The organism is Rhizobium sp. Root491, from assembly GCF_001427205.1.
Classification (GTDB): Bacteria; Pseudomonadota; Alphaproteobacteria; order Rhizobiales; family Rhizobiaceae; genus Agrobacterium; species Agrobacterium tumefaciens.
Map to the genome: position 1 here is coordinate 650,153 of NZ_LMFF01000012.1, position 26,219 is coordinate 676,371.

The window sequence follows — 26,219 nt, forward strand, 5'->3', positions numbered from 1 at the left end:
TTGTTCGGGAGACTATAAATGACTGTAAAAGTTGCCATTAACGGCTTTGGCCGCATCGGCCGCAATGTTCTGCGTGCCATCGTCGAATCCGGCCGCACCGATATCGAAGTCGTTGCCATCAACGACCTCGGCCCGGTTGAAACCAACGCCCACCTGCTGCGCTACGATTCGATCCACGGCAAGTTCCCGGCAGATGTGAAGGTCGAAGGCGACACGATCATCGTTGGCGGCGGCAAGCCGATCAAGGTTACGGCCGTTCGCGATCCGGCAACGCTGCCGCACAAGGAACTGGGTGTCGACATCGCGCTCGAGTGCACCGGCATCTTCACCGCCCGCGACAAGGCCGCTGCCCACCTGACGGCTGGCGCGAAGCGCGTCATCGTTTCCGCTCCTGCTGACGGCGCTGACCTCACGGTCGTCTTCGGCGTCAACGACGATCAGCTGACGAAAGACCATCTGGTCATTTCCAACGCGTCCTGCACCACTAACTGCCTCGTGCCAGTTGTGAAGGTTCTCGATGACGTCGTTGGCATCGATCACGGCTTCATGACGACGATCCACTCCTACACGGGCGACCAGCCGACGCTGGACACCATGCACAAGGATCTGTACCGCGCCCGCGCCGCAGCCCTTTCCATGATCCCGACCTCGACGGGTGCAGCCAAGGCCGTTGGCCTCGTTCTGCCGCACCTCAAGGGCAAGCTGGACGGCACGTCGATCCGCGTTCCGACCCCGAACGTTTCGGTCGTCGATTTCAAGTTCATCGCCAAGCGCGACACGACGGTTGAGGAAGTCAACGAAGCAATCAAGTCCGCTTCCAACGGCAAGCTGAAGGGCATTCTCGGCTACACCGAAGAGCCTTTGGTCTCCCGCGACTTCAACCACGACAGCCACTCCTCGATCTTCGCGATCGATCAGACCAAGGTCATGGAAGGCAAGTTCGTGCGCGTTCTTTCCTGGTACGACAACGAGTGGGGCTTCTCCAACCGCATGTCGGATACGGCCGTCGCATTTGCGAAGACCATCTGAACAGGCACCACGGTTCGCGAATTAAGAAAAACCGGCAGGCGCAATCCTGCCGGTTTTTCTTTGCCAAAAAATTGCCGGCGGGACGAGGGACCCTCCGGCATCGATCCTGAAGCAAGGCGGGGCGCTTCGGATCGAAAACCATCGCCCGGCAAGAGGCGCATGAGACCAGGCCGACCAAGTCTGATGAACTGCACAACCCGTTATTTCTTGTTGTTGATGATAATCTGATCCGAACTGCTACCGCTCCAGATCGTATCGAAAGTCTGTTGCCTCAAATCGCTTTGCTGCATGGAAAGCTTCATCATGCAGTCAGCGAAATCACGCGAACCTTCAGGGTAACCAAACACCCGGCAACGCTCGCGTTGGGCGGCCATGTTTTCAGCCGTCTGTTCCGTGCTGGAACAGCCCGAAACAATTGGGCCGACCGCCAGCAAGGCAATAAATATAGTAATGGATTTCCGTTTCATCCGATCGCTCCGGTCATGGTGAAAGCAACTCGGACGCGACAACTAACGTAGCTGCATTGTCTCTATGTTACGTCGAATCGCCGGCACGCGAATTGTTTGCGCGAAACATCCACAGCGCTACACGCCATGAACGTTTCGCCCGGGCGCCGAAAAAAATCCCATTTCCTGCCTTCGTCTGGTCCACTTTGAAACGGACAAGAAGAACAGGGACAACGGTCGTGCGCAATGCACTTCGGCCCTGCCGTATCATTCGATACACCCCGCCTTGCGTCGCCTTTCATCGCCACCCACAACAGCGCTGACAGACCGCAACCCGTGGCGCATTGACTGCAAACGTGCAGGGCATTGATTGCGACGGCCAGCGCGGTTTGAAAGAGGCGGTGGACGTGGAATCATTTTATCTTCTGTTGCTGGTGGCAACTGTTCTGGTTCTCGTCGCAGCGTTCTCAAGCCTCATCGCCTTCCGGTTCGGCGCACCGCTCCTGCTGCTCTTCCTGATGATTGGCCTTGCGGCAGGCGTGGATGGCCTCGGTATCCAGTTCACCAACAATCCGCTCGCCTATATGCTCGGCTCGCTCGTTCTCGCCGTAATCCTTTTCGATTCCGGTTTCGGTACGTCGATACAATCCTTCCGGCTTTCGGCAGCCCCCGCCGTCGCCCTCGCCACCGTCGGCGTCATCCTCACATCCGTGTTTTTCGCAGGCGCTGCCGCCCTGTTGCTCGGACTGTCGTGGCTGGAAGGCCTGCTGCTCGGCGCCATCGTCGCCTCTACGGATGCGGCAGCCGTATTCTTTCTCTTGCGCATCGGCGGCATTCATATCCGCGATCAGGTCCGCTCAACGCTTGAGGTCGAATCCGGCACCAATGATCCCATGGCGATTTTCCTCACCGTCGCGCTGGTCGAGATCATCGCCAAGGGACAGGGACTGGCCGGCATCGACACCGGCTTCCTGCTGCTGTTCGTCGAGGAAATGGGTCTCGGTGTTATTTTCGGCCTGCTCGGCGGCGTCATGATCGCAACAGTCGTCAACCGTTTCGCTGCCGACCGCGGGCTGGCGCCGATCTTCGTGCTGGCTCTTGCCCTGCTGGTCTTCTCCTTCACCGGCGCTGTTGGCGGCAGTGGATTTCTTGCGGTCTATGTGGCGGGCATCGTTGCCGGCAACCGCCGGATTTTTGCCAAGGAGACCATCCGCCGTTTCCATGAAGGGCTGACCTGGCTTGCCCAGATCATCATGTTCCTGATGCTCGGCCTTCTGGCAACGCCATCGCAATTTCCAGCGATTGCTATTCCGGCCGTGCTGCTTGCGCTTTTCCTGATCTTTGTCGCCCGCCCGCTTGCGGTGTGGCTCAGCCTCATGCCCTTCAACTATACCCAGCAGGAAACCTCCTTCGTGGCATGGGTGGGCCTTCGTGGAGCGGTTTCCATCCTGCTTGCCATCATGCCCATTCTTGGCGGCCTGGACGATGCGCAAATCTATTTCAATGCCGCCTTCATCATCGTGCTCGTGTCGCTTCTGCTGCAAGGCTGGACCATCAAGCCGGTGGCAACACGGCTCGGACTGATCGTGCCGCCGCGCATGGGTGATGTCGACAAACTGGAAGTGGACCTTCCCGGCACTGCCAATCACGAACTGATTTCATACCGCGTGGCCAAAGGCAGCGCCATCATGCAGGGCGAGCGTATTCCCCGCTGGGCAATGCCCTCGCTCGTCGTGCGCGACGGCAAATCCATTCGCTACCAATATGCCGGGCGCCTGCGCGAAAATGATCTCGTCTATCTTTTCATCGCGCCCGGTTATACGCGGCTGATCGACCGGCTGTTTGCAAGCGCCCTGCCGGTTGCGGATGACGACGCCGATTTCTTCGGGATCTTTGCAATCTCTCCCGCGCGTCCGGCCACGGAGCTTGACGCCGCCTACGGCCCCGGCCTTATTTCGGCAAACGAGCATGCCATGAGCATCGCGGAACTGATCGAGGCGCGCCTTTCCGGCAAGGCAGATTATGCCGACCGGGTGCGCCTCGGTTCTATTGTTCTCATCGTTCGGGCGCTGGACGAACATGAGGCGATTACCGGGATCGGAATTTCGCTTGAGCCGGTCGAACCGGCTATCGGCCTGCCGATCTTTATCAGCTTTTCGGAAATTCTCCGCCGCGTGCGCGCTTATCTGGCGCAGCGGCGCCAGTCGGGCTCCACCGCTGCCGGCAAGGGCATTTCCGCGCCTTCAGACGAGGCAAGAGAAAATGAGGCCTGACCGGCTTGCGTCGGCAATCAGGCATAGTATGGTCCGTCCCGAACTCGCAACGAAATCAGGATCGACCTATGCCCGCCTTCAAGACCATCGATGACCTTAACGATATTGCCGGAAAGCGCGTCCTTGTCCGTGTTGATCTCAACGTGCCGGTTGCGGATGGCAAAGTGACGGACAGCACCCGTATCGAGCGGGTTGCACCGACCATTCTGGAGCTTTCCGGAAAAGGCGCAAAAGTCATTCTGCTCGCCCATTTCGGTCGCCCCAAGGGTGAACCGGTCGCCGACATGTCGCTCTCCCAGATCGTGCCTGCGGTCGAGGAAGTGCTGGATCACGCCGTTTTCTTTGCATCCGATTGCATCGGTGCGCCGGCAGCCGACGCAGTCGCGAAAATGAATGATGGCGATATCCTGCTTCTGGAAAACACCCGCTTTCACAAGGGCGAAGAGAAGAATGACACCGCCTTCGTCGAGGCTCTGGCAGCCAATGGCGATATCTATGTGAACGACGCCTTCTCTGCCGCGCACCGTGCGCACGCCTCCACCGAGGGCTTGGCGCGTCATCTGCCCGCCTATGCCGGTCGCACCATGCAGGCCGAGCTGGAGGCGCTGGAAAAAGGCCTTGGCCAGCCTGTTCGCCCGGTCGTCGCCATTGTCGGCGGCGCCAAGGTTTCCAGCAAGATCGATCTCCTGATGAATCTCGTCAAGAAGGTCGATGCCCTCGTCATCGGCGGCGGCATGGCCAATACCTTCCTTGCCGCGCGTGGCGCACAAGTCGGTAAGTCCCTCTGCGAGCACGACCTTGCCGAAACCGCAAAACAGATCATGATCGAGGCGGCGACATCCGGCTGTGCGATCGTACTGCCGGAAGACGGCGTGGTTGCCCGCGAATTCAAGGCCGGTGCGGCAAATGAAATCGTCGATATCAACGCCATTCCCGCTGACGCCATGGTTCTCGATGTCGGCCCAAAATCGGTCGAAAGCATCAAAGCCTGGATTTCGCGCGCGGAAACGCTGGTCTGGAACGGCCCGCTTGGCGCCTTCGAAATCGAGCCTTTCGATGCGGCAACCGTTGCTGCCGCAAAACATGCCGCCGAATGCACGAAGGCCGGCAAGCTCGTCTCCGTCGCCGGTGGCGGCGATACGGTCGCGGCACTCAACCATGCCGGAGTCTCGGACGATTTCACCTATATCTCGACGGCAGGCGGCGCCTTCCTAGAATGGATGGAAGGCAAGGAATTGCCGGGCGTTGCCATCCTGACCGCCGCCAAGTAGACTTCCCACACTTGCCTGACACGAGGCCGGACAAGCGTTGCTTGGCCGGCCTTGTTTTTTGGTAAGTGCGCATGGGAGGAAAGTTTCAAACGATTGAAATGATTTCAATCGTTTCAATGAGTTAGCATGCCATTTCCCTGCCCTGGAACTTCTGTTATCGGGAATTTATTGTGCCTTGGGAGAATAGCAAATGACCGAACGTCTCGAAGACATCGCAATCAAAATGGTTGCAGACGGCAAGGGCCTGCTCGCCGCCGACGAATCCACAGGAACGATCAAGAAGCGTTTCGACAGCATCAACCTGGAATCAACCGAGACCGCCCGCCGCGATTATCGCGAAATGCTGTTCCGCTCCGACGACGCCATGAAGAAGTGCATCTCCGGCGTCATCCTTTACGAAGAAACCTTGTTCCAGAAGGCCGCCGACGGTACGCCATTCGTGGACATCATCAAGGCCGCCGGCAGCCTGCCGGGCATCAAGGTGGATATCGGCGCCAAGCCGATGGCTTTCCACCCGGGTGAATTCATCACCGAAGGCCTTGACGGCCTGTATGAGCGCCTGCGCAAGTACCATGAAGCCGGCGCGCGTTTCGCCAAGTGGCGCGGCGTCATCACCATCGGTGATCAGCGTCCGAGCTGGGGTTCGATCAAGGCAAACTCCCAATCGCTCGCCCGTTACGCTGCCCTCTGCCAGCAGGCAGACATCGTGCCGATCGTGGAACCGGAAGTGCTGATGGACGGCGAACCCGGTACGCACGATATCGATCGCTGTGCGGAAGTCACGCAATGGGTTCTCCAGACCGTGTTCGCGGATCTGTTCGACGCCCGCGTCAACCTTGAAGGCATGATCCTCAAGCCGAACATGATCATCGACGGCAAGAATGCCCGCAAGGCTTCCGTTGATGAAGTGGCGGAAAAGACCGTGAAGGTTCTGAAGGCGACCGTGCCTTCTGCCGTTCCCGGCATCGCTTTCCTTTCCGGCGGCCAGTCCTCCGAAGAGGCGACGGCGCATCTCTCCGCCATGAATGCCGGTTACGACCTGCCCTGGTCGCTGACCTATTCGTACGGCCGCGCCCTTCAGGACACCGCACTCAAGGCTTGGGGCGGCAAGCAGGAAAATGTCGCCGCCGGCCAGCGTGCTTTCACACACCGCGCGATGATGAACACCCTGGCTGCCAAGGGCAACTGGAAGCAGGAACTCGAAAAGGCTGCCTGAGGCATAGCCCCAGGCATTTATAAAAAATTGAAGCCGCCCCTTGGGCGGCTTTTTCTTTATGGGCGCAAAAGCAGCGTCGCCGACCAGATGACGAAGGCGGCAACCGCTACCTTCCAGCAATCGCCTCTTTTCTTGAGGCCGGGCAGGCCCAAGGGGCGGATGATCTGCACAATCATCGCCAGCAGTAAAAAAAGGCCGATCGCCTTTGTCATTTATTGAGCCTTTTCTTTATTTCTGCATCGTCACAGGCTGGACATTTTTACCGTTCACCAGAAGAGTGCAACTCATTCGGGTAACCCCCGTCTTATGGCCTGCCGACCATACGTTCGAACGCATGAGAGTGTCTTCATGAGCAGAAATCTTCTACCCGTATTCGCTCTTTTATCCAGCACTCTGTTTCTTTTTCTCGGTAACGGCCTTCAGGGTCTCGTGCTACCCATGCGCGGTTCGGCGGAAGGCTATTCCAATGAAATTCTGGGCTTTCTCGGCACCTCCTGGGCGGCAGGCTTCGTCATTGGGTGTTTTGTGGCGCCCGCCATCGTGCGCCGTGCGGGGCATGTGCGGGCATTTGCTTCCTTCGTGGCGCTTGTCTGCCTGACCGTGCTGATGACCGGCCTCGTTATCGATGATGTCTGGTGGATTACGCTCCGCGCGCTTACAGGCTTCTGCACCGCCGGCACTTCCATGATCATCGAGAGCTGGCTGAACGAGCGCGCGACGAATGAGAGCCGCGGCATGATCTTTTCGCTCTATATCGCCATAACGCTGCTTGGCGTCGTGGCTGGGCAGATGATCGTGCCGATGGGCGATATCAGTAATAGCTCGCTGTTCATGATCTGCGGCATCATCTATTGCATCGCCATTCTGCCGGCCACGCTTTCTAAGGCTGCCAGTCCCCAGCCCTTGCAAAAGGTGAAGCTGGACTTACCCGCCCTCTATCGGAATTCGCCGGTCTCCTTCGTCGGTATCCTGATGATCGGCATCGCCAATGGTGCTTACGGTACGCTTGGCGCCGTTTTCGGCGCGCGGGCGGGCCTTGATCCGACCATGATCGCCATCATGGTTTCCGTCACGATTTTCGTCGGCGCACTCGCCCAGTTTCCTGCAGGCCGCCTTTCGGACCGGATTGACCGCCGTTATGTGCTTGCAGGACTGGCGGGGCTTGGCGCGGTTGCGGGCCTGGCCGTGGCGGCCGTGCAGCCGCATGATGTCTATGTGCTCATTCCGATGATCGCCATTTACGGCGCCGCCGCGAACGCGCTTTATCCCATCGCCGTAGCGCATGCCAACGACTTTGCGGCATCGGAAGACTTCGTCAAGGTTTCCGGTGGACTGCTACTGCTTTATGGCATCGGCACCATCATCGGCCCGACGCTCGGCGGCGCGGTCATGACCTATTCCGGCCCCTATGCGCTGTTCCTGGTGACAGCCGTCGCCCATGTGCTGATCACGGCCTATGCCATCATCAGAAGCCGTCAGCGCGCCACGCTTTCGAACGCCGAAAAGGACAATTTCTCGACGATGATGCCGACAACGCCCTCACCGCTCGTGACACCGGAAAGCATTGCGCTTGACCCGCGCGCGCCGCAATATCCCGAGGACGATGGCGACCATGTTGAAAAAGGAGCAGGCATATGAGCCTCTTGGACGATGACCGTCCGCAAAAACCGGTAGCGCATGAGATCGGCAGCGATCTCAGCCTTCTTTCGGTGGACGAGCTGAGCAACCGCATCGACATTCTTCAAACCGAAATCACCCGACTTGAAGAGGAGAGGAAAAGGAAGTCTGCCGGCCGGCTTGCGGCGGAGAACCTCTTCCGGTCCTGACAGGCGGCCTTCAGCAAAACCTCCGGCCAAGTCTTAACTCGATAAGCTGCTGCCACAAAGGCAAACGAGATTAACGATTCTGATGCAGTCTTTCGTTTACCATTAACCAAAAATTAAGCTTTCTGAGAGATTACTATACATGTCCAGTTCTTCTGGGCCTCAGGCATCTTCTCCATCCGGCGAATTGGTCTGATTTTTCTCCCTGTTTTACCTTGAGAGCCGCTTTCGCGGCTCTTTTTTTACCGATCACCGGATTTCGTAAAACTGTGGGTATTAACCCTTCTTTAATAATTGCCTTGCGCATTTCAGGTAAAGATACCATCCTGAAAACACTAAAGGCCGGAACAAAATATTACCGGTCGTCGTTGCCTGACAGTGTGGTGCGTGAGCAGGGATTTAAAGAAAATGTCGGAACAGGTTTTAAATACCATTAGCTTTGCGGGTCGCGCGGCTGCTTCCAACCAGTTCAAGACCCTCTATACCGAAGGCATGACCTTGGTTGAGGAAACGGCGAGCTATCTTGATGGAGCCGGTCGTACCGCTTCAAAGGTTCTGCCGCGCATGGCGTCTGTCCTTTACGCGGCAGAATCGATGCGCCTCACCACCCGCCTGATGCAGATGGCGTCCTGGCTGCTTCTGCAGCGCGCCGTCAACAATGGCGAGATGACACGCGATCAGGTTCTCAGCGAAAAAAGCAAGGTGCGGCTCGACAGCTTCAACGTCGATCGCAACGCTCCAGGCTGGAACGACCTGCCTGAGTCGTTCCGTGACCTCATCGAGCGGTCGCTCCGCCTCCAGAACCGCGTTGCCCTTCTCGACCGCGAAATCTACCGCCCGTCCGAAGCCACCAAGGTACCTGACAACGAAAACAGCGTGCAGGCGCAGCTTAACCTTCTGCGCACGGCTTTCTCGATCAACTGAGAAAAGACGACCTTATCCAGACAATTTGAAAAGCAGGCTCATAGGCCTGCTTTTTTGTTTTGGCCTACAATGGGCTCGTTTCACCGGATCGACAGACAATAAAAAAGCCCGGTAAAACCGGGCTTTTTTTAATGATCCGTCCACAAGTGGATTAGAGGCCGAGGCCGCCGAAACGCTTGTTGAACTTGGAAACGCGACCGCCGCGGTCCATAAGCTGCTGGTTGCCGCCCGTCCATGCCGGATGGGACTTGGGGTCGATTTCAAGGTTCATGACTGCGCCTTCCGAACCCCAGGTCGAGCGGGTTTCGTATTCGGTGCCATCGGTCATGACGACCTTGATCGTGTGATAAGCGGGATGGATATCAGCCTTCATGACAATCTTCCTGGTTAAGTGACGTGCGGTCCATTTGCCGCAATTGCGTCAACTGAGCCATTTCAATAAATGAAGCCATAGTCCTGATGGGCTATGGCTTCCCAATTCGATGCGGAGCCTATACATGAAGGTCGCCCAGATAACAAGAGCCTGCTATCCCCTTGTGAAAGGAGATGGCCGCAGGGACTAGAATTTTACCGCGTGCCGGAAATTCACCCGCAAAAGGCCGAAAAACGGCACGGAACGAGGAGTGTAGCGGACGTGGCAGACATTGAAGAGCAGAAAGCGGCTAAACAGAGAAACCTGAAGCCGCTGCTTGGCCTGTTTCCGTATCTCAGGCGTTATCGCGGCCTGATGGCGGCGGCCCTGTTTGCGCTTGTGCTTTCTTCCGCCACGACACTTGCCTTGCCGCTTGCCGTTCGCCGTATCATCGATCACGGTTTCCAGACGCCGGACGGTGGCATGATCAACAGCTACTTCGCCGTGCTTCTGGCCATTGCTGTCCTCCTCGCTCTCGCCAGCGCCATGCGCTATTATTATGTCATGACCATCGGCGAAAGGGTCGTTGCCGATCTGCGCCGGGATGTCTTTGCTCATCTCACCACGCTGTCCCAACAGTTTTTCGATGCCAACCGCTCGGGAGAGCTGACCTCGCGGTTGACCGCGGATACCGTACAGATTCGCTCGGCGTTCGGTTCCTCAGCTTCCGTTGCGCTGCGTAACATCATCATGTGCTGCGGCGCGGTGGCGATGATGATCTATACCAGCCCCGGCCTTTCCGGCCTCGCGCTCCTGGCCATCCCGTTCATCGTTTTTCCTTTGATTGCTTTCGGGCGCTCGGTTCGTGCCCGCTCCCGCAATACGCAGGACACATTGGCCAATTCCGCCGCCTATGCCTCGGAAACGATCGGGGCGAGCCGCACCGTGCAGTCCTTTAACGCCGAGGCGCTTGCAAATGCCCGCTACGGCGCCTCCGTAGAAGCAGCCTATCAGGGTGCGCGCGCAGCGATAGGCGCCCGCTCCATCCTCACCGCCGTCGCCATCGCGCTCGTTTTCGGCAGCGTCGTCGGCATTCTCTGGTATGGCGCGCAAAGCGTTTTGTCCGGCGGCATGACGGCGGGTACGCTTGGCCAGTTCGTGCTTTATTCGGTCATCGCGGCAAGCGGCCTAGGCCAGCTCTCAGAAGTCTGGGGTGAACTGGCGCAGGCGGGCGGCGCGGCTGAACGGCTTTCCGAACTGCTGAACGAGCGCTCGCCCGTTGCCGAGCCGTCAGCACCCGTTTCGATGGTTCAGCCGCCGCGCGGCGAAGCGGCATTCGAGAATGTCGGTTTCATTTATCCACTCGCAACCGGTGGCCCGATCATCTCCGGGCTCTCCTTCAAGGTCAATGCCGGCGAAACCGTCGCCATCGTTGGCCCTTCCGGGGCGGGAAAAAGCACGGTCTTTTCGCTGCTGATGCGGTTCTACGATCCGCAGGAGGGCCGCATCACCATCGATGGCGTCGATATCCGCGATGTCCGCCTTGCCGATCTGCGCGCGCGACTGTCCATTGTTCCACAGGATGTGGCGATCTTTGCCTCCTCCATCCACGATAACATTGCATTCGGTCGGCCGGCTGCGACACGCGAAGAAGTGCGCACGGCCGCTATCGCCGCGCAGGCAGACAGCTTCATCGCCCGGCTGAACGATGGTTATGACACGCAGGTGGGCGAGCGCGGCGTAACGCTTTCCGGCGGTCAACGCCAGCGCATCGCCATTGCCCGCGCCATCCTGCGCAACGCCCCTATCCTGCTTCTTGACGAAGCGACCTCCGCACTGGATGCCGAAAGCGAAACGCTGGTGCAAAGGGCGCTCGATGAGCTGATGAAAACCCGCACCACCATCGTCATTGCCCATCGCCTCGCCACCGTGTTGAAGGCCGACCGCATTCTCGTGATGGATGAGGGCCGTATAATCGAGGAAGGCACGCACCAGAGCCTTATCCGCCAGAACGGCCTTTATGCGAGACTTGCCCGGCTGCAATTCCAGACCGGGCCGGACGAACTGCGCGCTCAAGCGTGAGCCGTGTGGGCTTAAGCCAGCACGCTACGCCCCGCGACACGGCCCGAAAACAGGCAACCGCCGAGGAATGTGCCCTCCAGCGCATTATATCCGTGCATGCCGCCGCCGCCGAAGCCTGCCACCTCTCCGGCAGCATAAAGGCCCGGAACAGGGTTGCCGGCCGCGTCCAGCACCCTCGCCTCTAGGTCCGTATGCAAACCGCCAAGCGTCTTGCGCGTCAACACATGCAGGCGCACCGCAATCAGCGGCCCTTTTGTCGGGTCTAGCAACCGATGTGGTTTTGCAGTGCGCATTAACCGATCACCAAGATAACGCCGCGCTCCGTGGATCGCCGTAACCTGCGCATCCTTGCTGAAACCGTTTTCGATCTCCCGGTCTCGGACCTCTATTTGATAGCGGATGTGGTCAATATTCAGCCGATTGTCCCCGTTTATGGTATTCATCGCCGCCACGAGTTCTTCCAGCGTATCACGGACGGCGAAATCCTCGCCGCGTTCCATAAAGGCCTGCACCGGCCCCGGTGGCTCCTTGCCCAACCGTTTGAGCAGTAGCCGCACATCCTTGCCCGTCAGATCCGGATTTTGCTCCGAACCAGAAAGCGCAAATTCCTTCTTGATGATTGCCTTGGTCAGAATGAACCAGCTGTGACCGCTGCCGCGTTCGCCCAGCATCTTAAGCGTGCCGAGCGTATCGAAGCCCGGCATCGCGGGAGCTGCGAGCCGGTTTCCATCCGCATCGCACCAGAAAGACGAGGGGCCGGGCAAAATACGAATGCCATGGTCCGGCCAGATCGGATCGTGATTTTTCACGCCCTCGGTATAATGCCACATACGGTCGCGATTGATGACCGTTCCGCCCGCAGCTTCCGTAATGGCGATCATACGGCCATCCACATGCGCAGGCACGCCACAGACCATGGTCGCGGGGGGCTTGCCCAGCCGCTCCAGCGGCCAGTTGCGCCGCACCAGTTCCTGATTGCCGCCGATGCCACCGGAACTGACGATGACCGCCGAGGCCGAAAGGACAAAATCACCCTGCTCTTCCCGGCTGCTTGGTTGCCCGCGCAACACCGGATCCCTGGCAAGAACAACACCGGAAATGCCCGTCACCCTGCCGTCAGTGATATCCAGATGATCGACGCGGTGGCGGAACCGAAAGGTGAGCCGACCGCTTGCCGTCATGGTCTTTGCCTTTTCAACGAAAGGCGCCACCACACCGGGGCCAGTGCCCCAGGTGACATGGAAACGTGGAACGGAATTGCCGTGGCCATGAGCAAGGGCACCGCCACGCTCGGCCCAGCCGACCACGGGAAACCAGCGCATGCCCAGCCGATGCAGCCATTGACGTTTCTCGCCTGCGGCGAAATTGAGATAAGCCTCCGCCCAGCGGCGCGGCCAATGATCTTCCAGGCGATCAAAACCGGCGGAGCCGAACCAGTCCTGCCTTGCAAGATCGAGATTGTCGCGCACCCGCATTCGGCGCTGTTCGGGACTATCAACAAAAAACAGACCACCCAGCGACCAGAAGGCCTGCCCGCCAAGGTTCTGCTCCCCCTCCTGATCCACAAGGCAAACACTGAAACCGCGCTCAACAGCCTCTGTCGCTGCGACCAGACCGGCAAGCCCCGCGCCGACAACGATCACATCATATCGCTCCATCAGCTCCTCCCAGATGCGACAGAATTACGTTTACGCGAACGTAAATTCACTTTCAGCTCAAGGCAACCGCTATGATACGGCTTAAGGTGTCAGCGCTCGGTGAGCTTCAGTTCGATACGGCGGTTCTGCTGGCGTGCTTCCGGCGTGTCGCCTTCGGCAATCGGCTGATATTCACCGAAACCGGCAGCGACCAGCCGGTTGGCCGGAACACCCTTGGAGATCAGGAACTTCACCACGGAGGTTGCGCGTGCCGAGGAAAGTTCCCAATTGTCACGGAAGCGACCGGACCCGGAAAGCTGGACATTGTCCGTGTGGCCATCCACGCGCAGAACCCAGTTGATCTCGGTGGGGATTTCCTTGGCAAGATCGATCAGCGCGGCCGCCAGCTTCTCCATCTCCGCCTGCCCTTGCGGATTGAGGTCGTTACCACCGGATGGAAAGAGCACTTCGGACTGGAAGACAAAGCGGTCGCCGACGATGCGAATGTTTTCGCGATCCGAGAGGATTTCACGCAGACGCCCAAAAAAATCAGAACGATAGCGGTTGAGTTCCTGAACCCGCTGCGCCAGCGCAACATTGAGACGGCGGCCGAGATCGGCGATCTTGACTTGTGATGAGGTATCCTTGGCTTCCGACGCCTGCAGGGCGGCTTCCACCGATGCGATCTGCGCCCTGAGCGCCGCAATCTGCTGGTTGAGCAATTCAATCTGTGCGGAGGCGCGGGAATTGGCCTGTCTTTGGTCATCCAGCTCGCCGGTCAGGCTGCCAATCCGGGCATTGGCGCTTGCATTGTTGCCCGATCCCGCATCGAGAAGCGACTGCAGACGTGAGCGCTCGCTTTCAGATGCGGCAAGGGTTGATTGCAGGCTCGCCAGCGCGTCCTCGATATCCTGCTTGCTGCCCTTTTCCATGGCCAGAAGTTCGGTCAATTCGGCAATCTGGCTGTTGAGGCGGGTCAACACCTCGTCCTTGCCACTAATTTCCCGCGACAGAACAAATTGCGCCAGCACGAAGACCGTCAGCAGGAACATGATGGCCATGAGCAGCGTCGACAGCGCATCGACGAAACCCGGCCAATAATCCACACCCCTGTCGCGGCGGCGGTTGCGCGCAAGCGCCATGGCTACTCGCTCCCGTTATCGTGCCGGGTGCGTCCGGAAGATTTTGTCTCGCTGTCGATACGAGTCGACAACCGGTCGAGCGTGCGGCGAAGCGATTTCGATTCCTCCTGCTGCGCCTCGATCCAGTCACGCAACATCTGCTGCTCGCTGCGCATGTTCTTGACCAGACCTTGAATGCCTTCAGCAAGACTCGTCATGGCGGCGAGCGAGCGCTCAGTGCTGACCATTGCGCCGGGTTCAGCGTTGAATTCCCTTGGCCCATCCGCCGACGTATCCGTCACCGACGACAGCCAGTTTTCGAGCTGGGTGTAAAAACGGTTCTGGGCACGGCCGGCCTGAAGATCGAGGAAACCGAGGATCAGGGAGCCTGAAAGGCCGAGGAGCGACGAGGAAAACGCCGTTCCCATGCCGGAAAGCGGCGCGGTGAGACCGGTCTTGAGCGAGCTTAGAATATCGTTGCTGGTGCCGGCGCTGGGATCAAGCGACTGAATGACATTGCTGATGGCGCCGATGGTGCCGATCAGACCCCAGAAGGTGCCGAGCAGGCCGAGAAATACCAGAAGGCCGACAAGATAACGTGAAGTATCGCGCGATTCATCAAGGCGTGTCGCGATGGAATCGAGAATTGTCCGCTGCGTAACTGCAGAAAGCCGGACTTCGCCACGCTTGCCGATCAGCGTGCTCATGGGGGCCAGCAGTTTTGGAGCGCGGCCGACTTTCTCGGCGCTGCCGGCGGCCCGGAATGCGTTAAACCAGCGGACTTCCGAACGCAGGCTCATGGTCTGCGTGAATACCAGAATGATGCCGATGACGAGAACGCCGAGAATGAAGCCGTTCAAGCCCGGATTCGTCATGAAGGCCGTGTGCGCCTGCCGGTAAAGAATGGCCGCCAGAAAGCCGACGAGGATCAGAAACAGAACCATCGTCCACAGAAACGGTGTGGGGCTGGACAGCTTGTGGCTGTATTGCCGTGTGGTCACCGGCTTCTCCACGCCGAGATCGAGCAACTCCGAATCCGCCATAACGTTCGCATTCCCTTCGGTCACGTATCAACCGGACGCTATTTGAAAATTGCGACGATTTGAAGCGAAAAGCCTGTCTTTCGTCACAGGCATTTCACGAAAGCCGGCTTGACCGAAGACCGAAAAAACAAAAACGCCCGGCGATAGTTCGCCGGGCGCCTAAAACCTGGATTAAACGGCAGGTTTTCTGCCGAAATCGATCAACGACCCGGAATCGGACGGTTGGCAACTTCCACAAGTGCCTTGTGGATATATTCGTTTCCGGCAGCAACACTGCCGCTGCCGAAGATATCCGCGCCGCCCTTGGCGTCGGAGGTGAACCCGCCAGCTTCGCGAATCAGCACCAGACCGGCCGCCATATCCCACGGCGAAAGCTCTGCTTCCCAGAAACCGTCGAGGCGACCTGCTGCAACATAGGCAAGGTCGAGTGCTGCAGCACCCATGCGGCGGATGCCGGCTGCTTCACCCATGACATGGCGAAGTTCGACGAGGAATTTGCCGTGATTGCCGCGACCGAGATGCGGCACACCGCAGCCGATGACGCAATCCGTCAACGCCTTGCGCGCGGCAACGCGGATACGACGATCGTTAAGGAACGCGCCGCCGCCACGCTCGGCGGTGTAGAGTTCGTCGGTCGCGGGATTGAAAATCACGCCGGCTACGACTTCTCCGTTACGCTCGAGCGCGATGGAAACGGCGAAATGCGGAATGCCGTGCAGGAAGTTGGTCGTGCCATCTAGCGGGTCGACGATCCAGCGATGCGCACCATCACTGCCCTTTTCCTCGCCGCCTTCCTCACCCAGAAAATCGTAGGTGGGGCGGGCTTTCATCAGCTCGTCGCGCACGATCTTTTCAGCCTTGAGGTCCGCCTGCGATACGAAATCGCTCGGTCCCTTGACCGAAACCTGAAGGTTCTGCACTTCACCGAAGTCACGCGACAAAGACTTACCCGCCTTGAGGGCGGCCTGAACCATCACATTGAGAAGGGCTGAACGTGCCATCGAATTTGTTTCCTGGAAAGCTTGCGAACCACCCGCAAGCTAGCCGGGCAGGAACGTCATTATTTTCTTGAATTGAAAGTTTGCGGTTCAAGACCACAAAACGCGCGGAAATTCAAGGCAAAAAGCCTGCACATGCACGCTGGCGCCGAACAACCGGCCTTGCATCACATCGGACGGAAACGATTTGCCGCCTCGATAGCCTTTTTCTGCTGCTCGTCGGTGATCCCGAGATAAAAATCCTCGAGAGACGGATCCTTCAGCCCGGCGCGGCGGGAAAGCACGTACCATTTGGCCGCCTCCACCGGATCGGGCCGTGTGCCGAGCGCCTGAATGTAAAGATGCGCCACTTTGTTCTGCGCCACGACATTGCCGCGCTGCGCAGCACCGTAAAGCCAGCGGAAGCCTTCATCCAGATTTCGCTCGCCGCCAAAACCGTTGACCAGCCAGATGCCGAGATCGACCTGCGCGGTATCGTAGCCGGCCTTTGCGGCCCGCGTCAGCCAATCGCGCGCCTTGGCCTTCTTTTCGGCCGGCACATCCTTGACCGAGTGGTAGATCTGCGACACTGCATATTGCGCGTCGGCAATGCCCTGCTCGGCGGACTTTTCATAATACGGCATGGCCATCAGTAATCCCTTTACGCCGGGATTTTCCGAAACCAGTATCTGCCCCCAGTTGAACTGAGCCGAAGCATTGCCGGCTTCCGCCGCACGGTGCATGTAATCGTCGGCCTTCGCCTTGTCGCGGGTAACGAACTTGCCCTCCATCAAAATGAGGGCGAATTTGAACATCGCGACGGGATCGCCACCCTGTGCCGCCTGCTGGTACCAGAAGGCCGCGGTCTTTTCGTCGCGGGCGATGCCGAGACCACGCGACATCATTTCCGCCACCAGCGTCTGGGCGGCCGCATCGCCGTTCTGCGCACGGTTGAGCGCCTTGTCGAGCGCCTGGACATATTCGCCGCGCTGGAAATGCCCATAGGCCTCATCCACCCGGCCCTTGAACTCCTTTTCAGGCGGCAAGGCCGGCAGGTCCGCGCCCATGCGCTGATAGACGTTGACGCCCTGCGACGGTTGCAAGTCCTTCTGCTCTTCGGACTGCACCCTGCCCTGACGGGAAGGCTGCGCCTCATCCTCCAACTGGCGGGAAAGCGCGTTGCTTTCGCTTTGCGGTCCGGATTGGGCAAAAGCGACGCCCGCCGGCGCGCCGAAAGACAGCGCCAGCAGCGAAATAGAAAGGCAGACGTGAACCGAGCGCATCAACATCGCCTGTATCAACCGTCAAACCGTGGCGCTTTTTCGTCAAGCAACGCGTTGATTTCAGAAACGGCCTGGGCAGCACCCGAGGCATTGTCAAAAACGCCGCTGCGCATCGCCACGAATTCCACGCCGGCTTCGGCCACGGCAACCACCGAAGAGATATCGGTGCCGCCCATGACGATGGATGGAATCTCGATCATCGATGCCCACCATTCGCCGAGTGCCAGATTTTTGGGATGCGCTTCCGGCTTGATGTCGCCTTCGAGCTTTCCAAAAAACACGTAGTCCGGATTGGACTCACCCATCTCCAGAGCCTTATGGCGATCATCGGCATTGCCGCCGCCAACGATCAGCTTCGGCGCGAAATTTTCCACGGCCTCCGCAAGCGCCTCGGCATTGCCCGCCACATGCAGGCCATCCGCCTTCACCCGGCTCGCAACGCGGCTGTCGCCCGCGATAAGGGCAGCGGCACCAGCCTCCTGCACCATCGGCACGATCAATTCGGCGCGTTTCTGGAAAGTGGCGTCATCCAGATCATATTGCGGAATGATGACCGAAGCCACATCGCCGCCTCGCAGTGCTTCTTGCAATTCTGTCGCCTGCTTTTGCGCGTCGTCCAATTGCGGGACGATCAGAACAAGGCGGCAACGGTTATCAACTTTGGTCATCGGTTCGTCCATTTCAGGCAGAAGACACTTTCGGCGTTATCTGCACTCGTTTTGATATGATAAATCCGATAGACCGGACCGGCGAAAGGATCAACCTTCATCCATGCTGACCGATTTTCATTTTTTCCTCGTCGCCATCCCCGCAGTCGTGCTTGTCGGCCTTTCCAAGGGCGGGTTGGGCGGTGCGCTGGCACTGATGGGCGTGCCGCTGATGGCGCTTGCCATCCCGCCCGTGCAGGCGGCGGCAATCTTCCTGCCGATCCTGATCGTGATGGATCTTGTGGCGCTATGGGCCTGGCGGCACCACAACCACCGGCAAACGCTCCTTATCATGCTTCCGGGCGCGATCGCCGGCATTACTCTCGGCTGGGCGACCTCAAGCCTCATCTCGGCAGACGCCATGCGCCTCGTCGTCGCCTCGGTGACGATCCTGTTCGTACTGCGTTATTTCCAGGAGAGCTTCAAAAGCCGCAAGGGGCAGGAGATTCCGGCCAGACCGCAGCGTCCGGTGGCTGCAACACTCTGGTCCAGCCTGTCCGGTTATGCGAGTTTCGTGGCCCATGCGGGTGGCCCACCCTTCCAGATCTATGTTCTGCCGCTGAAGCTCGATCCCAAGACCTATACCGGCATGAGCGTGCGTTTCTTCGCGATCATGAATGCAATAAAGCTCATTCCCTATTTCGCGCTGGGAGCGCTTGATGCAACCAACCTCAAGACATCGGCGAGCCTGTTGCCGGTGGCAATGCTGGCGACGCTTGCCGGCGCAAGGGTGGTGAAATATCTGAAGCCATCAGTGTTCTACCCGCTGATGTATACCATGGCGCTGATCGCGGCGCTGAAACTGCTGTGGGACGGGCTGCCTTTCTAGACCCAAGGCGCCAACTAAAAAGCCCTGGCAGCACGCACGTACCGCCAGGGCCGAAAAAGAATCCGTCAGTCCTTCATCGAAGGCTGGGGAATGGCATCAATCAATGCCTTGTGGAGGCGCGAAGCCTCTGTAGTTCATCCTTCAGGCGCAGTTTACGGCGTTTGAGATCGGCGATCTCTCTATCGTCAGAGGACGGGGAAGCAAGAATACTTTCGAGCTCCTCCTCCAGAGCACCGTGTTTCTTTTCGAGCGATGCAATATGAGCCTGAATGGTCATGCGGCACGTCCTTCCATTTTTAAGCCTACCTCCAGCTCTCCATCGCTGGAGTTTCAGGTTTGCGACGACAATGTGACATGGATCGTTGGTCTTGTCGAAGGCGAAATGAAGGCAATAAGTGGGCAATTTGGTCGCAAGGGATAACTTCCCGTTACCGCGATTTGATGATAGAGGCTCGAGAACCGATGACATACGCGCCGGAGGCTCTCCGGCTGGCATAAAATGGGGATGACAAGATGCCCGATCAGGACCAGGCGGACATCAGGCTTACGCTGGCGCGGCTGCGCCAGGAGCATGAGGATTATGACGCTGCGATCAACGCGATGATCCAGACCAACTGCGATGCGCTGAGAATACAACGCATGAAAAAGAAAAAGCTGGCCGTCAAGGACAAGATGACCCAGATCGAAGATCAGGTCATTCCCGATATCATTGCCTAGAGTGGCTTCCGTGCTTCCTGCCGGATGCACGCGAGACGCTCTAATCTATTGAATTTACGCATCGTGCCTTGCAGAAATCAAAATCGATTTTTGCGCCTATGCTGTAAGCCGGAGAAGCGAAGTGACAGCAGAGACACCCCCCGTCGCCATCATCATGGGCAGCCAGTCCGACTGGGAGACCATGAAGAATGCCGCCGATACGCTGGATGCGCTGGACGTGGAATACGAAGCCCGCATCATTTCCGCCCACCGCACGCCTGATCGCCTTTATGAATTTGCCAATGGCGCGAAAGACGAAGGCTTCAAGGTCATCATCGCGGGTGCCGGCGGCGCCGCCCATCTGCCGGGCATGACCGCCGCCATGACCCCGCTGCCGGTTTTCGGCGTCCCGGTACAATCCAAGACGATGTTCGGGCAGGACAGCCTCTATTCCATCGTCCAGATGCCCGCTGGCATTCCCGTCGGAACGCTTGCCATCGGCAAGGCCGGCGCTATCAATGCCGCACTTCTGGCAGCTGCGGTTCTGGCGCTGGGTGACGAGGACCTGGCAGACCGGCTCGATGCATGGCGCGCGCGCCAGTCAGCGGCCGTTGCCGAATATCCCATGGACAGCGCCCAGTGACAGCCTCTGACACGACGATGAATACGAACAATCTCACCATCGGCATCATCGGCGGCGGGCAGCTTGGCCGCATGCTGGCAATGGCAGCCGCACGCCTCAACCACCGCACCATCGTTCTCGAACCGCAAGCCGATTGTCCGGCGGCGCAGGTCTGCAACAGCCAGATCGTCGCGGAATACGGTGACGAGACGGCGCTTGCGGAACTCGCTCGCCTTTGCGATGTCGTGACCTACGAATTCGAGAACGTACCCGTCACCGCAGCCGAGACGCTCAGCGCTTCCGTTCCCGTTTATCCCCCGCCGCAGGCTCTCAGCGCCTCGCAGGATAGGCTGACGGAGAAACGCTTCCTCAACGGTTGCGGCATTCCGACCGCCGATTTCCGCGCCGTGGATAATCAGGAAGAACTGGAGGCGGCATTGGCCGCTTTTGGTGGCAAGGGTGTGCTGAAAACCCGCCGCATGGGCTATGACGGCAAGGGCCAGAGGCTTTTCAAGGGTGGTGAGGACATCGCAGGCGCCTTCGCAGCACTCGGTGGCGTGCCGCTCATCCTCGAAAGCTTCGTCGCTTTCGAGCGGGAAATCTCGATCATTGCCGCCCGTTTCAGGGATGGCACCGTTACCTGCTACGATCCGGCCGAAAACATTCATCTGAACGGCATTCTGCATACATCCACCGTGCCGGCAGCACTCTCCGATGCGGCGAAGGCGGTTGCCGTGCAATCGGCGGAAAAGCTTCTGGCTGCGCTCGACTATGTCGGCGTGATCGGCATCGAGTTTTTCGTGCTGCCAGATGGTTCGCTCGTTGCCAATGAAATGGCGCCGCGCGTGCACAATACCGGCCACTGGACGGAAGCGGCCTGCGTGGTCTCGCAATTCGAACAGCATATACGAGCCGTCTCCGGTCTTGTCCCCGGCAGCACGGCCCGCCATTCGGATTGCGTCATGACGAACCTCATCGGCGATGACATCAACGATGTGCCAGCATGGCTTTCGAAAAAAGACTGTCTCGTGCATCTTTACGGCAAGACACAAGCACGGCCTGGCCGCAAGATGGGCCACGTGACCGAGCTTTTGCACACAGGAAAAGCCTCAGTCTTTTAAGGCAAAGACGTCTGGAAGTGTTGACAGGCAGGGGTCAAACGGGTATTTGCCTGCCAACCGAAAAGAGCGCGCCCCGTTGCGCGCTTTTGATTGTTTGAATAAGCACGGTAAAAGCCGTGCAAAACTGCGGACCAGTAAAATGAAAATCAAGAATTCGCTTAAAGCGCTTAAGGCCCGTCATCGCGATAACCGCCTGGTTCGCCGCAAGGGCCGCGTCTACATCATCAACAAGCAGAACCCGCGCTTCAAGGCTCGTCAGGGCTGATTGAGTGCCACTGCGGTTCGCGATCACATCGCGGATCACTTTGTTGACAGTGCAGAACTTTGCATTTGATATTGGGCGCAGTCGGGTTAAGCTTTAACCCATGCGCCCAAATCGTTTTTGCACGGCTATCATCGTCGCTCAGGGTTTCCTGCTTTCGGGCCTCCTGCTTTCAGGAATGGCGTCCCTTGGTCATGCGGCAGATGGTCAGCCTCCCGCAGCCATGGAGGCTGCGCCTTCACCTGCAAAGACAGTTGACAGTCTTTTCGCATCGCTGAAAAAAGAGCGGAATGCGGTCAAGGCGCGCAGCATTGCCAACCAGATCGCTTCCGAATGGAACGATTCCGGCAGCGCGACAATCAATCTCCTGATGCAGTGGGCAGGCGAAGCCGCAGACGAGAAGCGCAACGCCGCCGCTTACGATTTTCTCGACCAGGCTATTTTACTCGATCCGGACTACATGCAGGCGCCCTATCGCCGCGCCATGGTGCATTTTGCGGATGGCGACACCCGAAAGGCGATGGCGGATATCAATCTGACGCTGGAGAAGGAGCCGCGCTATTTTCCGGCATTGGCGAGCCTTGCAAACATCCTCGAAGCCTCAGGCCGTGACGATCTGGCGCTGAAAGCCTGGGAACGCTATCTCGCGCTCTATCCCGCGGACAAGGACGCCCGCAAAGAGGCCGCTGACCTTTCTGAAAAGCTGGCTGGCACTCGCAGCTGAATATCGCAGACGATCCAAACAAAAATCGCCGCAAAAGCGGCGATTTTTCATTGTGGGACCGTCAACCGATCATTCCATGCCAAGCGCAGCCATATAGGTCTGAAGAATGGTTTCTTCCTCGATACGCTCGTTGGCGTCCTTCTTGCGCAGGCGGATGATGGTGCGGATCGCCTTGGTATCGTAGCCACGACCCTTCGCCTCGCCCATGACATCCTTGATGTCTCCCTGAATGGCGGCCTTTTCCTCTTCGAGACGCTCGACGCGCTCGATGAATTGACGCAGTTCGGCGGCGGCGACGGTTTCGGTGGTGCTCGTTTCGTCCATCATATCATCCTTCATTGGTAGCAGCTCGGGTGAGCCTTGTTCATTAAATCCAGGCGAAGCCTTCGCCGGTCGCCGCCAGCCGGGCAGCAAAAATTCCGGCCTGTGACCTGCCCACTGACGGGCCTCACGTCAAGTCGTTTCCGTCGCTCGGGGGTTATTCCGTTGGCTTGTTCTGCTCAAAGGCGGCTTTCTGGGCGTTGCTCGCCTCCGCCTGATATTTTTCCTTCCACTCCTCATAGGGCATTCCGTAGACGATTTCCCGGGATTGCTCCTTGGTGAGTGCAACGCCGGCCTCGTTAGCGGCTTCCCCATACCAGTTGGAAAGGCAATTCCGGCAAAAGCCCGCGAGATTCATCAGGTCGATGTTCTGCACATCGTGACGCTCGCGAAGATGCTCGACGAGACGGCGAAATGCGGCGGCCTCGAATTCAATCTGCTGTTTGTCATTCGGTGTCGTCATGGGGCAGCTCCAGGCTCAGTAGGGGCCGGTGCGAGAGGTGAACAGCTCATATTCATGCAAAATGGGATCGTCGTTCATTGCGGCGAAAATGGGAGCGAGCCGGTCCGACCATTCGGCAATCCCTTCCTCATCCGCGATCAAATCCTGCCGAACTTCAAGAAGCGCATGCGGTATGCCCTTCATCATGCAATGGCGATACATGGTATCGCCCTTCAGCGCCCCGTCATAGGGTTCGTTGTCACCAACGAGAATGTCGCCGGTCGCCCGCAGATGCGCCAGAAGCGGATCGACCGCACGATTATCCGTGTCCCACAGAACCGCCGCATGCCAGGGCCGCGGTGTTTCTTTCCAGAACGGCGTGTACGAATGCAGCGACAGAACAAGCGGCGCTTCCCCCGACGACTGCGCTACACCGGTGAGCACGCGATCGACGGCATTGTGATAGGGACGATGAAAAAACTCGATCCGTCTTTGCCATTCATCATCCGAAATCGGGTGGTTGCCGGGGATGATCGCCCCGTCCGAAATCTTCATGATAAGGGTCGGATCGTCCTCGCCGCGATTGGGGTCGATCAGGAGGCGCGAAAATCGTCCAAGCACGGCCGGCACGCCGAGGCGGGCCGCAAGAGAGCGCGTCAGCCCTTCAATGCCGATATCAAATGCGATGTGACGATGAAAAGCGGTTTGCGGAAGACCAAGTTTGCCGTAGTGTGCCGGCAGGAGGTTCATGGCATGGTCCGCCAGAAGAACCATGCCTTTGTCATAATCGCCTTCTATGATTTCATAGGGTATGAAGTCGTTCATCGATAATTTTCTGGGGCAGGATTGAGGAGAAAAGCTTGATGGCATGGCTTGAGGCCGGGCGCAAGTTTCGGCGACAGAACAGCCATCTACCTTATCGCACTCACGATCCCACGAACAATATAATCGATTAAACTCGCGTTGACTTTCTTTGGCGGCCACGCCAAGAAGTGTGTTCATTATAACCATGGAATCCGGATGGAAGCCGTGACTCAGTCATCTCTCGCTCTTCCTCGCCACTTTCGGCATCTTGCCCGTCTTTTCTCCGCAGCGGCATTGTTTCTGACCCCGTTTGTCTTCGTGGAGGCCGCGCATGCGGATTTCCGCGTCTGCAACAGCACGCAAAACCTCGTGGGGGTCGCAATCGGCTACCGGGCGCAGGACGGCTGGGTCAGTGAAGGTTGGTGGCAGGTCCCCTCCTCCACCTGCGCAACGCTGATAGAGGGTGAGTTGCAGTCGCGTTATTATTATCTTTATGCCGAGGACGCCGCTCACGGCGGCCGTTGGACCGGTGACGTCAACATGTGCGTGGCGGAAAACGAGTTCAAAATCGCCGGCGTAGACGATTGTTATGCCCGCAGCTTCCAGAGAATGGGTTTCAAGGAATATGACACGGGCAGACAGGGCAGCTGGATGGTCCAGCTTTCCGATACGCCAGGCACACAGGGAAATCAAAACTGATGAAGCGTAACCGCAAAGTCAAAATTCTTGCAACTCTCGGCCCCGCCTCTTCCGACGAGGCAATGATCGAAAAGCTGCATCTCGCCGGCGCCGATCTCTTCCGCATCAACATGAGCCATGCGAGCCACGACGTGATGCGGACGCTGATTGAGCGTATTCGCTCCGTCGAAAGCCGTAACGGCCGTCCCATCGGCATTCTGGCCGACTTGCAGGGTCCCAAGCTGCGCGTCGGTAAATTTGCCGAAACCAAGGTTGATCTCGTTCCCGGCCAGACGTTTACGCTGGACAATAACGATACGCCCGGCGACAACACCCGCGTTTTCCTGCCGCATCCTGAAATTCTCGAAGCGGTCAAGCCTGGCCACCGCCTGCTGATCGATGACGGCAAGCTGCATCTGCGCGCTGAGAAGAGCGACGGCAAGAGCATCGTCACCACTGTTGTTTCGGGCACCCGGATTTCCGACCGCAAGGGCATTAGCCTGCCCGACACCTTGCTCGGCGTCGGCGTTCTGACCGACAAGGACCGCGTCGACCTCGACGCCGTTCTCGCAACCAACGAAGTGGACTGGGTTGCTCTTTCCTTCGTTCAGCGCCCGGAAGACCTGGCCGAAGTGCGCAAGATTTCGCGCGGTCGCGTTGGCCTGATGTCCAAGATCGAGAAGCCGCAGGCTATTGAGCGCATCGAAGAAATCATCGAGCTTTCCGACGCATTGATGGTCGCACGCGGCGATCTCGGCGTGGAAATGCCGCTGGAAGCCGTTCCGGGCATCCAGAAACAGCTGACCCGCGCCTGCCGTCGTGCCGGCAAGCCGGTTGTCGTTGCCACGCAGATGCTGGAATCGATGATCACAGCTCCGGTTCCGACCCGTGCGGAAGTTTCGGACGTTGCGACTGCCGTATTCGAAGGCGCCGACGCCATCATGCTCTCGGCCGAGTCCGCTTCCGGCGATTATCCGATCGAAGCCGTATCGACCATGGCATCCATCGCCAGCACGGTGGAACAAGACCCCTATTATTCCAACATCATCTACGCGCAGCGCCCACAGCCGGAAGCGACGGGTGCAGACGCCATTTCGCTTGCTGCCCGCCAGATTGCCGAAACGCTGAAGCTCGCCGCGATCGTCACCTACACCTCGTCCGGCACAACGGGTCTGCGCGCCGCGCGCGAGCGGCCACAGGTTCCGATCATTGCGCTTTCGCCGATCATCCAGACCGCACGCCGTCTGTCGGTCGTCTGGGGCCTGCATTGCGTGGTTACCGGTGACGCCAGCGATCTGGACGATATGGTGAACCGCGCTTGTCGCATCGTCGTGTCCGAAGGTTTCGGCAAGCCGGGCGACCGCATCATCATCTCCGCCGGCGTGCCGCTCGGCACCCCGGGCGCGACCAACATGGTGCGCATCGCCTATATCGGTTCGGACGGCCAGAGCGGCGTCTGATATCGCGATATCAAGCATAATAAAAAACCCGCCGTCACCGGCGGGTTTTTTGTTGGCCTTTCGGCCGCATTGCAGA

At 58.6% G+C, this 26,219-nt stretch carries 29 protein-coding genes; 16 read left to right on the forward strand and 13 right to left on the reverse strand.

The window, feature by feature from the left end; all coding sequences use genetic code 11:
- Positions 1-18: 18 nt before the first annotated feature.
- A complete protein-coding gene (gene gap, locus ASD46_RS14080) occupies positions 19-1,029 on the forward strand; it encodes a type I glyceraldehyde-3-phosphate dehydrogenase (RefSeq protein WP_003511409.1) in 1,011 nt (336 codons plus the stop codon).
- Between the two features lie 200 nt (positions 1,030-1,229).
- On the opposite strand, the gene ASD46_RS14085 is transcribed toward gap, so the two are convergent.
- On the reverse strand, positions 1,230-1,496 hold the full coding sequence (locus ASD46_RS14085; protein ID WP_003511410.1) for a hypothetical protein: 267 nt from the start codon (positions 1,494-1,496) through the stop codon (positions 1,230-1,232).
- Between the two features lie 386 nt (positions 1,497-1,882).
- Between ASD46_RS14085 and ASD46_RS14095 the strand changes: the two genes are divergently transcribed.
- The 3 genes from ASD46_RS14095 (at position 1,883) to ASD46_RS14105 (ending at position 6,235) form a co-directional block, all read left to right on the forward strand.
- Positions 1,883-3,748 carry a potassium/proton antiporter gene (locus ASD46_RS14095; protein WP_035251577.1) on the forward strand — a complete coding sequence of 622 codons (1,866 nt, stop codon included), beginning with the start codon at positions 1,883-1,885 and terminating at the stop codon, positions 3,746-3,748.
- 68 nt (positions 3,749-3,816) lie between these two features.
- Entirely contained in the window at positions 3,817-5,019 is a 1,203-nt protein-coding gene (locus tag ASD46_RS14100) for a phosphoglycerate kinase (protein WP_060642480.1), read from the forward strand.
- A gap of 190 nt (positions 5,020-5,209) precedes the next feature.
- Positions 5,210-6,235, forward strand: a complete 1,026-nt coding sequence (locus ASD46_RS14105) for a class I fructose-bisphosphate aldolase (protein ID WP_003511414.1) — start codon at positions 5,210-5,212, stop codon at positions 6,233-6,235.
- A gap of 56 nt (positions 6,236-6,291) precedes the next feature.
- On the opposite strand, the gene ASD46_RS27475 is transcribed toward ASD46_RS14105, so the two are convergent.
- A complete protein-coding gene (locus ASD46_RS27475) occupies positions 6,292-6,447 on the reverse strand; it encodes a hypothetical protein (protein WP_200951524.1) in 156 nt (51 codons plus the stop codon).
- A 136-nt stretch (positions 6,448-6,583) separates the two neighbouring features.
- Here ASD46_RS27475 and ASD46_RS14110 point away from each other — a divergent pair, with 136 nt between their 5' ends.
- From ASD46_RS14110 to ASD46_RS14120, 3 genes are all read left to right on the forward strand, one after another.
- Positions 6,584-7,873 carry an MFS transporter gene (locus ASD46_RS14110; protein WP_003511417.1) on the forward strand — a complete coding sequence of 430 codons (1,290 nt, stop codon included), beginning with the start codon at positions 6,584-6,586 and terminating at the stop codon, positions 7,871-7,873.
- The gene (locus tag ASD46_RS14115; protein ID WP_003511418.1) at positions 7,870-8,061 is read left to right on the forward strand and encodes a DUF1192 domain-containing protein; all 192 of its coding nucleotides are present in this window, start codon (positions 7,870-7,872) and stop codon (positions 8,059-8,061) included. The genes ASD46_RS14110 and ASD46_RS14115 overlap by 4 nt, the downstream gene beginning before the upstream one ends.
- Before the next feature lie 405 nt (positions 8,062-8,466).
- Entirely contained in the window at positions 8,467-8,982 is a 516-nt protein-coding gene (locus ASD46_RS14120; protein WP_003511419.1) for a DUF1465 family protein, read from the forward strand.
- Between the two features lie 151 nt (positions 8,983-9,133).
- Here the strand turns inward: ASD46_RS14120 and rpmE are convergent, their stop codons facing one another.
- Complete coding sequence (gene rpmE, locus ASD46_RS14125; RefSeq protein ID WP_003506183.1) at positions 9,134-9,355, reverse strand: 50S ribosomal protein L31; 222 nt, start codon at positions 9,353-9,355, stop codon at positions 9,134-9,136.
- A 261-nt stretch (positions 9,356-9,616) separates the two neighbouring features.
- Here rpmE and ASD46_RS14130 point away from each other — a divergent pair, with 261 nt between their 5' ends.
- Positions 9,617-11,416 (forward strand): ABC transporter transmembrane domain-containing protein, encoded by a 1,800-nt coding sequence (locus tag ASD46_RS14130; protein ID WP_060642481.1) that lies wholly within the window; start codon positions 9,617-9,619, stop codon positions 11,414-11,416.
- Between the two features lie 11 nt (positions 11,417-11,427).
- Here the strand turns inward: ASD46_RS14130 and ASD46_RS14135 are convergent, their stop codons facing one another.
- From ASD46_RS14135 to ASD46_RS14160, 6 genes are all read right to left on the reverse strand, one after another.
- Positions 11,428-13,074 carry an FAD-binding dehydrogenase gene (locus tag ASD46_RS14135; RefSeq protein ID WP_060642482.1) on the reverse strand — a complete coding sequence of 549 codons (1,647 nt, stop codon included), beginning with the start codon at positions 13,072-13,074 and terminating at the stop codon, positions 11,428-11,430.
- An 89-nt stretch (positions 13,075-13,163) separates the two neighbouring features.
- Positions 13,164-14,195, reverse strand: coding sequence for a peptidoglycan -binding protein (locus ASD46_RS14140; protein ID WP_003511422.1), 1,032 nt, complete (start codon positions 14,193-14,195; stop codon positions 13,164-13,166).
- A 2-nt stretch (positions 14,196-14,197) separates the two neighbouring features.
- The gene (locus ASD46_RS14145) at positions 14,198-15,217 is read right to left on the reverse strand and encodes a hypothetical protein (RefSeq protein ID WP_003511423.1); all 1,020 of its coding nucleotides are present in this window, start codon (positions 15,215-15,217) and stop codon (positions 14,198-14,200) included.
- Positions 15,218-15,417: 200 nt separating this feature from the next.
- Entirely contained in the window at positions 15,418-16,218 is an 801-nt protein-coding gene (locus ASD46_RS14150) for an inositol monophosphatase family protein (protein WP_003511424.1), read from the reverse strand.
- 164 nt (positions 16,219-16,382) lie between these two features.
- Positions 16,383-17,483: a tetratricopeptide repeat protein gene (locus ASD46_RS14155; protein WP_013761840.1), complete on the reverse strand. Its 1,101-nt coding sequence runs from the start codon at positions 17,481-17,483 to the stop codon at positions 16,383-16,385.
- 8 nt (positions 17,484-17,491) lie between these two features.
- Complete coding sequence (locus ASD46_RS14160; protein ID WP_003511427.1) at positions 17,492-18,145, reverse strand: thiamine phosphate synthase; 654 nt, start codon at positions 18,143-18,145, stop codon at positions 17,492-17,494.
- A 103-nt stretch (positions 18,146-18,248) separates the two neighbouring features.
- Here ASD46_RS14160 and ASD46_RS14165 point away from each other — a divergent pair, with 103 nt between their 5' ends.
- Positions 18,249-19,013: a sulfite exporter TauE/SafE family protein gene (locus ASD46_RS14165; protein ID WP_003511429.1), complete on the forward strand. Its 765-nt coding sequence runs from the start codon at positions 18,249-18,251 to the stop codon at positions 19,011-19,013.
- 100 nt (positions 19,014-19,113) lie between these two features.
- Here ASD46_RS14165 and ASD46_RS14170 read toward each other — a convergent pair whose 3' ends face one another.
- Complete coding sequence (locus ASD46_RS14170; RefSeq protein WP_003511430.1) at positions 19,114-19,290, reverse strand: YdcH family protein; 177 nt, start codon at positions 19,288-19,290, stop codon at positions 19,114-19,116.
- A 236-nt stretch (positions 19,291-19,526) separates the two neighbouring features.
- On the opposite strand from ASD46_RS14170, the gene ASD46_RS14175 reads away from it, so the two are divergent.
- The 5 genes from ASD46_RS14175 to ASD46_RS14195 all read left to right on the forward strand — a co-directional run bounded on the left by ASD46_RS14175 (position 19,527) and on the right by ASD46_RS14195 (position 22,438).
- Positions 19,527-19,730: a YdcH family protein gene (locus ASD46_RS14175; protein ID WP_003511431.1), complete on the forward strand. Its 204-nt coding sequence runs from the start codon at positions 19,527-19,529 to the stop codon at positions 19,728-19,730.
- A gap of 154 nt (positions 19,731-19,884) precedes the next feature.
- Positions 19,885-20,352 (forward strand): 5-(carboxyamino)imidazole ribonucleotide mutase, encoded by a 468-nt coding sequence (purE, locus tag ASD46_RS14180; protein WP_060642513.1) that lies wholly within the window; start codon positions 19,885-19,887, stop codon positions 20,350-20,352.
- A gap of 17 nt (positions 20,353-20,369) precedes the next feature.
- On the forward strand, positions 20,370-21,452 hold the full coding sequence (locus ASD46_RS14185; protein ID WP_060642483.1) for a 5-(carboxyamino)imidazole ribonucleotide synthase: 1,083 nt from the start codon (positions 20,370-20,372) through the stop codon (positions 21,450-21,452).
- A 139-nt stretch (positions 21,453-21,591) separates the two neighbouring features.
- Positions 21,592-21,717 (forward strand): type B 50S ribosomal protein L36, encoded by a 126-nt coding sequence (ykgO, locus tag ASD46_RS14190; protein ID WP_003497670.1) that lies wholly within the window; start codon positions 21,592-21,594, stop codon positions 21,715-21,717.
- 100 nt (positions 21,718-21,817) lie between these two features.
- Positions 21,818-22,438, forward strand: coding sequence for a tetratricopeptide repeat protein (locus ASD46_RS14195; RefSeq protein ID WP_060642484.1), 621 nt, complete (start codon positions 21,818-21,820; stop codon positions 22,436-22,438).
- Positions 22,439-22,507: 69 nt separating this feature from the next.
- Here ASD46_RS14195 and ASD46_RS14200 read toward each other — a convergent pair whose 3' ends face one another.
- The 3 genes from ASD46_RS14200 to ASD46_RS14210 all read right to left on the reverse strand — a co-directional run bounded on the left by ASD46_RS14200 (position 22,508) and on the right by ASD46_RS14210 (position 24,026).
- Entirely contained in the window at positions 22,508-22,765 is a 258-nt protein-coding gene (locus ASD46_RS14200) for a DUF2312 domain-containing protein (RefSeq protein WP_006314683.1), read from the reverse strand.
- Between the two features lie 151 nt (positions 22,766-22,916).
- Positions 22,917-23,222: a DUF1244 domain-containing protein gene (locus ASD46_RS14205; protein ID WP_025595382.1), complete on the reverse strand. Its 306-nt coding sequence runs from the start codon at positions 23,220-23,222 to the stop codon at positions 22,917-22,919.
- Between the two features lie 15 nt (positions 23,223-23,237).
- Positions 23,238-24,026 carry an N-formylglutamate amidohydrolase gene (locus ASD46_RS14210; protein WP_035199675.1) on the reverse strand — a complete coding sequence of 263 codons (789 nt, stop codon included), beginning with the start codon at positions 24,024-24,026 and terminating at the stop codon, positions 23,238-23,240.
- A 273-nt stretch (positions 24,027-24,299) separates the two neighbouring features.
- On the opposite strand from ASD46_RS14210, the gene ASD46_RS14215 reads away from it, so the two are divergent.
- A complete protein-coding gene (locus ASD46_RS14215; RefSeq protein WP_370647635.1) occupies positions 24,300-24,704 on the forward strand; it encodes a DUF1036 domain-containing protein in 405 nt (134 codons plus the stop codon).
- Entirely contained in the window at positions 24,704-26,143 is a 1,440-nt protein-coding gene (gene pyk, locus ASD46_RS14220) for a pyruvate kinase (RefSeq protein ID WP_003511440.1), read from the forward strand. The genes ASD46_RS14215 and pyk overlap by 1 nt, the downstream gene beginning before the upstream one ends.
- The last annotated feature ends 76 nt before the right edge of the window (positions 26,144-26,219 follow it).